11 protein-coding genes are annotated in these 7,360 nt (G+C 63.1%); 10 read left to right on the top strand and 1 reads right to left on the bottom strand.

What is annotated here, in order from left to right; all coding sequences use genetic code 11:
• Positions 1 to 213 precede the first annotated feature (213 nt).
• The gene (locus ACEW8G_RS15920; RefSeq protein WP_373489375.1) at positions 214 to 642 is read right to left on the bottom strand and encodes a response regulator; all 429 of its coding nucleotides are present in this window, start codon (positions 640 to 642) and stop codon (positions 214 to 216) included.
• A gap of 94 nt (positions 643 to 736) precedes the next feature.
• Here ACEW8G_RS15920 and ACEW8G_RS15915 point away from each other — a divergent pair, with 94 nt between their 5' ends.
• The 10 genes from ACEW8G_RS15915 to ACEW8G_RS15870 form a co-directional block, all read left to right on the top strand.
• Positions 737 to 1,534 (top strand): pseudouridine synthase, encoded by a 798-nt coding sequence (locus ACEW8G_RS15915; RefSeq protein ID WP_373489374.1) that lies wholly within the window; start codon positions 737 to 739, stop codon positions 1,532 to 1,534.
• A gap of 201 nt (positions 1,535 to 1,735) precedes the next feature.
• Positions 1,736 to 2,293, top strand: coding sequence for a 16S rRNA (guanine(966)-N(2))-methyltransferase RsmD (gene rsmD, locus ACEW8G_RS15910; protein WP_373489376.1), 558 nt, complete (start codon positions 1,736 to 1,738; stop codon positions 2,291 to 2,293).
• Between the two features lie 3 nt (positions 2,294 to 2,296).
• Positions 2,297 to 2,491 carry a stability determinant gene (locus ACEW8G_RS15905; RefSeq protein WP_373489373.1) on the top strand — a complete coding sequence of 65 codons (195 nt, stop codon included), beginning with the start codon at positions 2,297 to 2,299 and terminating at the stop codon, positions 2,489 to 2,491.
• Complete coding sequence (locus tag ACEW8G_RS15900) at positions 2,469 to 2,741, top strand: type II toxin-antitoxin system RelE/ParE family toxin (RefSeq protein ID WP_373489372.1); 273 nt, start codon at positions 2,469 to 2,471, stop codon at positions 2,739 to 2,741. The genes ACEW8G_RS15905 and ACEW8G_RS15900 overlap by 23 nt, the downstream gene beginning before the upstream one ends.
• A 178-nt stretch (positions 2,742 to 2,919) precedes the next feature.
• On the top strand, positions 2,920 to 3,591 hold the full coding sequence (locus ACEW8G_RS15895) for a protein-L-isoaspartate O-methyltransferase (protein WP_373489371.1): 672 nt from the start codon (positions 2,920 to 2,922) through the stop codon (positions 3,589 to 3,591).
• A gap of 48 nt (positions 3,592 to 3,639) precedes the next feature.
• Entirely contained in the window at positions 3,640 to 5,094 is a 1,455-nt protein-coding gene (locus tag ACEW8G_RS15890; protein ID WP_373489370.1) for a TolC family outer membrane protein, read from the top strand.
• A 37-nt stretch (positions 5,095 to 5,131) separates the two neighbouring features.
• Positions 5,132 to 5,563, top strand: a complete 432-nt coding sequence (locus tag ACEW8G_RS15885; RefSeq protein ID WP_373489369.1) for a DUF2497 domain-containing protein — start codon at positions 5,132 to 5,134, stop codon at positions 5,561 to 5,563.
• Positions 5,564 to 5,616: 53 nt separating this feature from the next.
• On the top strand, positions 5,617 to 5,829 hold the full coding sequence (locus tag ACEW8G_RS15880; protein WP_373489368.1) for a hypothetical protein: 213 nt from the start codon (positions 5,617 to 5,619) through the stop codon (positions 5,827 to 5,829).
• On the top strand, positions 5,807 to 6,433 hold the full coding sequence (locus ACEW8G_RS15875; protein WP_373489367.1) for an AAA family ATPase: 627 nt from the start codon (positions 5,807 to 5,809) through the stop codon (positions 6,431 to 6,433). Before ACEW8G_RS15880 ends, ACEW8G_RS15875 begins: the two co-directional genes overlap by 23 nt.
• Positions 6,434 to 6,485: 52 nt before the next feature.
• Positions 6,486 to 7,360: class I tRNA ligase family protein (locus ACEW8G_RS15870; protein ID WP_373489366.1), on the top strand; the 875-nt coding region annotated here is incomplete at its 3' end.

Raw genomic sequence — 7,360 nt, 5'->3', positions numbered from 1 at the left:
AGCCGCGCAGCTGGCGCGCGCGCCTTCGTCGGAGATGTAGCCGGGGCGTTGGCCGAAGCGCTGGCGCCGGGCTTGCTCGCAGCCACTGCGACACCGGTGATGGCGGCGATGGCGAGCAGGGGTATCCAGATTTTCTGCATGAGATGGGGTGTTCCGAAGGTCAGGATGAATGACCTTGTTCGTCGGCTCACGCTGAACGGTTACCCTTGCCCGTCAGACCTCAGAATACAGGTTGAGCGACTTGGGCATCGCACGGGGCTTTTCGCCCCGGATCAGCTGATCAACCGCGCGGATCGCCTTGACCAGTTCGACGGCGCTATAGGGTTTGATCAGGCAGCCGATGGCATATTGGCGCGCATCGCCCGGGCATGCGCCGGTGACGAACAGCACCGGAATGTCCATCCCGCTCGCCACCTTGGCAACCTCAACACCGCTGCCCCCGCCTGACAGGTTGACGTCCGCCAGCACCAGCTGGATCGGCTCGGTTTGCAGGATTGCGATGGCATCGGTCTCGTTGTCGATGGTTGCGACAACGTGATAGCCCGCATCCATGACCCGCAGTTCGTTGTCAAACGCCACCAAGGGCTCATCCTCGACGATCAGGATCGACTCAATCGCCCGTTGAAAACGCGGAAACAGCATGACGGTCTTTCTGGATAACACGGACCACTCGCGGAACTACGCAGGGTGAAATCTTGCGTTCCCGTTGGCCAACCTTATGGCTATAGCACCGCGCATGCCACCGCGAAAACCAAAATTCGATCCACTGAATGACAGCCCTTCCGAGCGCGCACCATCCGCGCTGGGCGAAGGCCAGCGCATCGCCAAGCTGCTTGCCCGCGCAGGCATCGCCTCGCGCCGCGAGATCGAGCGGATGATCGCCGAAGGCCGCGTCGCGCGCGATGGCACGGTGATCACCACGCCTGCGACCGTGCTCACCAGCCTCAACGGCATCACCGTCGATGGCAGGCAGGTCAAGGAACCAGCACCCGCCAAGCTGTGGCGCTTCCACAAGCCCGCCGGGCTGCTGACGGCGGCGCGCGACTTCACCGGCCGCGCTACGATCTACGATCATCTTGCCAAGGTCGCGCCCGAAGCGCCCCGGATGATGCCTATCGGGCGGCTCGATCTCAACACCGAAGGGCTGCTGCTGATGACCAACGACGGCGAACTCAAGCGCCAGATGGAGCTGCCCAGCACCGGGGTCGAACGCACCTATCGCGCCCGCGCCTTTGGCGAGGTGAGCCAGACGCAGCTGGAAGAACTGATCCACGGCATCACCATCGAAGGCGTGCGCTATGGCAAGATCGACGCCAACCTTGAACGCCGCACCGGGCGCAATGGCTGGATCGAGATGACGCTGGCCGAGGGCAAGAACCGCGAGGTGCGCCGCGTGCTCGAACATTTCGGCCTCAAGGTTTCACGCCTGATCCGCACCCGCTATGGACCGTTTTTGCTCGACGGGCTGGAACCCGGCGCGGTCGAGGAGGTGCGCAAGCACGATCTGCTGGTGTTCAGGAACGGTTTGGCATGAGGGGGGCAATATCCCCCTCTCCCTCGACGGGAGAGGGTTGCGCAGTCTTGGCGACGCAGGAGCCAAGACGAAGCTGGGAGAGGGTGACGCGGCTGCAAAACAACGACAGCGCCCCTGCCCCTCATCCAACTGCGCCTAGCCTCGCTTGCGCTCGGCAAGGCTGCGTATCCTTCCCCCCCACAGGGGAGAAGGTTTAACATGCTGCGCATCATCGCGGGCCAGTGGCGGGGCCGCAAGATCAGGACGCCCGCAGGTGACACCACCCGGCCCACCGCCGACCGGGTGCGCGAAACGCTGTTTTCGATGGTCACCAGCCGCCTGGGATCGTTCGATGAGCTGTCGGTGCTTGATCTGTTTGCAGGATCAGGCGCGCTCGGGCTTGAGGCGCTATCGCGCGGCGCTGAGCGCTGCACCTTTGTGGAGCACGACCGCCCCGCCATCGATGTGCTGCGCGCCAACATCGCGCTGCTCGATGCCGGCGCCCGCACCGAAGTGCGTTCAAGTTCGGCGCTCGCGCTCGGCCCCGCGCTCAAGCCGTTTGATGTCGTGATGATGGACCCGCCTTATGGCAGCGGCGCGGGCAGCGTGGCGCTCGACAAGCTCGGGTGGCTCGGCTGGTTCAGCCCGTCGTGCTGGATCAGCGTGGAGACCGGCAGCCGCGAGACTGTCGCCGTCTCCGGCTTTACGGTTGAGGCCGAACGCATCGTCGGCAAGGCCAAGCTGACGATCTTGCGGCCCGCCGCCGATGTGTTAGAATAATTCATGGTCAAATACTCTCCCATCGAATCCGAATTCGCCTCATCCGAGGAAGAAGCCGCGCATGATGCATGGGTGCGCGCCAAGGTTGCCAAGGCGCTGGCATCGACCGAGCCGTGCATTCCGCACGAAGAGGTGATGGCACGCGCTGCAGCGATTATTGAAAAGGCAAAGCAGCGTGCAGCTGATCTGGACCGATGACGCGTCGCGCGATCACGACGATATCATCGCGTATATAGCAGATCGCAACCCGGCGGCTGCCGAGCGGATGGTGGCATTGTTTGATCGGCACGCGCAACAACTGAAAGATTTTCCCGAAATGCACCGGCCTGGTCGGGCGCCCGGCACGCGCGAGGCGGTCGTGCATCCCAATTATCTGCTCATCTATCGCGTCGAGCCCGGAATCGTCCGCATCCTCGCTGTCCTCCACGCCCGCCAGCAATATCCTTGAGGCCCCCGCGCGAGATCGGGTCATTGTGACGTTAAAAGCTGTATTGTCATCATAACACAGCCGTGGCATAACGCTCTAGCACAAGCCGATTGCAAATTGCAACTGGCAGGTTATGCAGACCCGTGGCGGGCGGCCAATCTGGCTTGCATTGCTGTTGGCATGTTCTAGGGCACGAGCGATGACCGCAACGACAACTCTTTCCCCGCCAGATTTCGCTGCCGCGCGGCGGCGCATGATCGAAAGCCAGCTGCGCCCGAGCGCGGTGAGCGACCCTGTCGTGATCGCGGCGATGGCGGTGACGCAGCGTGAGGCGTTCGTGCCGCAGGCGCAGGCGCCGCTCGCCTATATCGACCGCAGCGTGCCGCTGGGCGATGGCCGGGTGCTGAACCCCGCGCTGTCAACCGGGCTGATGCTCACCCGCGCCGAATTGCGCAGCGATGACAAGGTGTTGCTTGTCGGCGCCGGCACCGGTTATGTCGCCGCGCTGCTCGGCGGTGTGGTCGCATCGGTGACGGCGGTCGAAGACAATCGGCTGCTGGTCGATCATGCCCGCACCGCGCTTGGCGGTATCGCCAATGTCGCGCTGATCGAATCACCTCTGACCGGGGGGCACGCCAATGCTGCACCTTATGATCTGATCATCATCGATGGCGCGGTTGATGCCGTGCCGCCCGCGCTGATCGATCAGTTGGCTGATGGCGGGCGGCTGATCACCGGGGTGAATGACAACGGCGTTACCCGGCTGGCGATGGGGCGCAAGAGCGCGACCGCATTTGCGCTGCTGCCCTTTGCCGATACCGATATTGCTCCGCTTGCGGCCTTTGCACGGCCAAAAGGCTACAGCTTTTAATACCACTGGCTGATCTGTAACGGTCATGCACGCATGAGAACGGGTTTGATGAAAACGTGCCTATTGCTCGCCGGTTGCGGCGCACTGGTGGCCTTTGGCGCGGCGTCCGCGCAGGCTGAAACGCTGCGCGAGGCGCTGATCACCGCCTATCAGCAGAACCCGACGCTCAATGCAGCGCGCGCGGCGCAGCGCGCGACCGATGAAGGCGTGCCGATCTCGCTCGCCGACGGTCGGCCCAGCTCGCAGGTGCAGGCGCAGTATACCGAGAATTTTCTGAACCCCGCCAACGCCTTCACCGCACCGGAGCGTTCGCTTAATGGCAGCATCAACCTGACGGTACCGGTCTATTCAGGCGGCAGCGTGCGCAACGGCATCAAGGCAGCCAAGACCCGGGTCGGCGCAGGCCAGGCCGATCTGCGCGGCACCGAGGCAGCTGTGTTCAGCAATGTCGTCGCGGCCTATATGGACGTCATGCGTGATGAGGCCATCGTAAGCCTGCGGTTGCAGAATGTCGGCGCGCTCGAAACCAACCTGCAGGCATCGTCTGACCGGTTTGAGATCGGCGACCTGACGCGCACCGATGTCGCGCAGTCCGATGCGCGGCTGGCGATCGCGCAAAGCGACCTGCAGACCGCCGAGGCCAATTTGATCCGCAGCAAGGAAATCTATATCCAGCTGGTTGGCAACGCGCCTGGCCAGCTTGAGCCGCCGCCGCCTTTGCCCAACCTGCCCGATGGCCCCGAATCCGCCGTCGATACCGCGCTTGACGACAACCCCGATGTAATCGCCGCGCGCGAGCGGGTCGAGGCATCAAAGTTTGATGTCAAGGCCGCGCGCGGTGCCCGGCTGCCACAGGTCGCCCTGTTTACCCAGGGCAATTACCAGAATTTCCTCGGCACACTGGGCAGTTCACTGATCAACGCAAATTTTATCCAGCAGCAGTCGAGCGCTGCGGGCGGGGTGCAGCTCACCGTGCCGGTCTATCAGGGTGGCCGCCCCGGCGCGCAGATCCGCCGCGCGCAGGCGTTGTCGGGCCAGGCGATGGAGCAGGAAATCGCCACCGAGCGCGATGTCATCGCCCAGACGCGCGGTGCCTTCGCCAGCTATCGCGCCGCGATGCAGGTGATCGCCGCCTCGCAGGTTGCGGTCGATTCGAACGCGCTGGCGCTTGAGGGCGTGCGCGCCGAGAACAGCGTCGGCAACCGCACCGTGCTCGACATTCTTGATGCCGAGCGCGAACTGCTCAACGCGCAGGTGCAGCTGGTGACCGCACGGCGCAATGCCTATGTCGCGGGCTTCACATTGCTGGCGGCGATGGGCAAGGCCGAGGCACGCGATCTGGGGCTCGATGGCGGCATATTATATGATCCCAGCGTCAACTATGACCGCGTCCGCCGCAAGATTAACGACTGGGCATCGGACGAGGACCCGACTGCCCAATCGACACGCACCGTTGACACGCCCGCGCAAGATGCCGCACTAATAGGCCCGCCCGCCAACTAAACGCGCTGGTTGGTCGGCAAACGGGGTGCTGCATATCATGACACGTGAAATCGGCGAGCCAAGCCTGGAAGAGATTCTCGCGTCGATCAAGAAGGTGATCGCCGAAGATGGCCGCGCGCCCCGCCGGGCGCCCTCACGCGGCGCGCGTGCCCGTGAGCACCGGCAGGCCGACGATGTACTCGAACTCACCGATCCACTCGAACAGCCTGACCCCGAATCGCCTGATGACGAACCGCTGATCAGCGTAGGCGGCGCGCAATCGATGCGCGAATCGCTTGCCGTGCTGGCGACGCTGACCGAACCGGGCGTCGCGCCGCAGATCGTGCGCTCGGGCGAAACCTCTTTGGAAGCCATGGTCCGCGACATGCTGCGCCCGATGCTCGCCGAATGGCTCGACCGCAACCTGCCGGACATGGTCGAGGCCCTGGTGGCCAAGGAAATCGGCAGGATCACCGGCCGCAACGGCTGATCGGCTTTGCTTTCGTGGTCGTAGCATCTATGTTTATGGCCAAGGAGGTCATCATGGCCAGCCAACCGCCCAAAGTCCGCCCCAGCGATCTTGCGACCAAGATCGTGACCGCACCTGATGGCAGCAAGATTCGCATGAAGGTTGTCCAGGCCGAAAGCCCGAGTCTGCCCTACGATCTGCTCGCGGCATTCCGCTCGAATGTCCGGCGGATCAAGGCCGACCAGAAAGCTCAGGCCCGCGCCAGTGAAGACGCCTCGAAAGCCTGAACGTCCTGTCCTGTGGATCGTCGCAGGGCCTAATGGCAGCGGCAAAAGCTCGCTTTACAACCGAACCGATATCGAAGGCTGGGGCGGCTCGGTCTGGATCATCAACCCTGATCTGCTGACGGCAAAGATCATCGACCACGAGCAGTCGGGCATGCAAGAGGCCAACCTGTCAGCGGTTCAGCGGATCGAGGCATGGTTGGAAGCGTCGATCAACACCTATCAGACCATCGGGGTGGAGACCGTGCTATCATCTCCGAAATATCTGAGGCTGGTTGATCTTGCCCACGCTCAGGGTTTCATCGTGCGTATGCTGTATGTCGTGCTCGACACGGTCGAACTGCAATATGACCGGGTGGCGATCCGCGTCCGGTCGGGCGGTCATGACGTTCCGCGTGAAAAGATCGCAGCGCGCCGCCAGCGCTCGTTTGAACAGTTGGCTGCATTCTATCACAAACTGGATGACCTCTATATCTTCAACAACTCCGCTGCAGAGCCCACCATTATAGCTGCAAAGTCGGGAGATGCGCTGCTGCGATTTGCCGCTCTGCCGCCAGATCTAACGAAAGCGCTTGCTCACGTCGACATTCAGCCGGTTCATATTTAGTGCGAACTCAACGCTTGGATTAAATGCTGTTTTATCGCTAATGGCTTGCCCCATGACCGACAGCAAAACCGAGCTTCCCAAGACCTTTGATCCCGCCGCCATAGAGGCGCGCTGGTATGCGCATTGGGAGGGAACCGGCGCGTTCCGCCCCGCGCGGCCCGATGCCGCGCCCTTCACCATCGTCAACCCGCCGCCCAATGTCACAGGCAGCCTTCATATCGGCCACGCGCTTGACAACACGCTGCAGGACGTGATGGTCCGCTACGAGCGGCTGCGCGGCAAGGACGCCTTGTGGGTGGTCGGCACCGACCATGCGGGGATCGCCACGCAGATGGTGGTCGAGCGCCAGCTTGAGGCGGCGGGCGACAAGCGCACCAACTACAGCCGTGAGGATTTCGTCACCAAAGTGTGGAACTGGAAGGCGGAAAGCGGCGGCCAGATCACCCGCCAGCTGCGCCGTCTGGGCTGTTCGATGGACTGGTCACGCGAGCAGTTCACCATGGACCCGCATTTCAGCAAGGCGGTGCTCAAGACCTTTGTTGACCTCTATAATCAGGGCCTGATCTACCGCGACAAGCGGCTCGTCAACTGGGACCCGAAGCTCAAGACCGCGATCAGCGACCTTGAGGTGGAGACGCGCGAGGTGCAGGGCAGCTTCTGGCATTTCCGCTATCCGCTCGCCGACGGCGCGACGCTGGAGAACGGCGCGGACCATATCGTCGTGGCGACGACGCGGCCCGAAACGATGCTCGCCGATATGGCGGTCGCGGTGAACGCCGGCGACCCGCGTTATGCCAGCGTGATCGGCAAGTCTGTGCTGCTGCCGATCACCGGACGGCGCATTCCGGTTATCGCCGACGACCATGCCGACCCGGAGCTGGGCTCAGGCGCGGTGAAGATCACGCCGGGGCACGATTTCAACGACTT

The organism is Blastomonas sp. (assembly GCF_041747255.1).
Lineage (GTDB): Bacteria > Pseudomonadota > Alphaproteobacteria > Sphingomonadales > Sphingomonadaceae > Blastomonas.
Note: the sequence above shows the minus strand (reverse complement) of the source record. Positions and strands in the feature narration are given on the sequence as shown.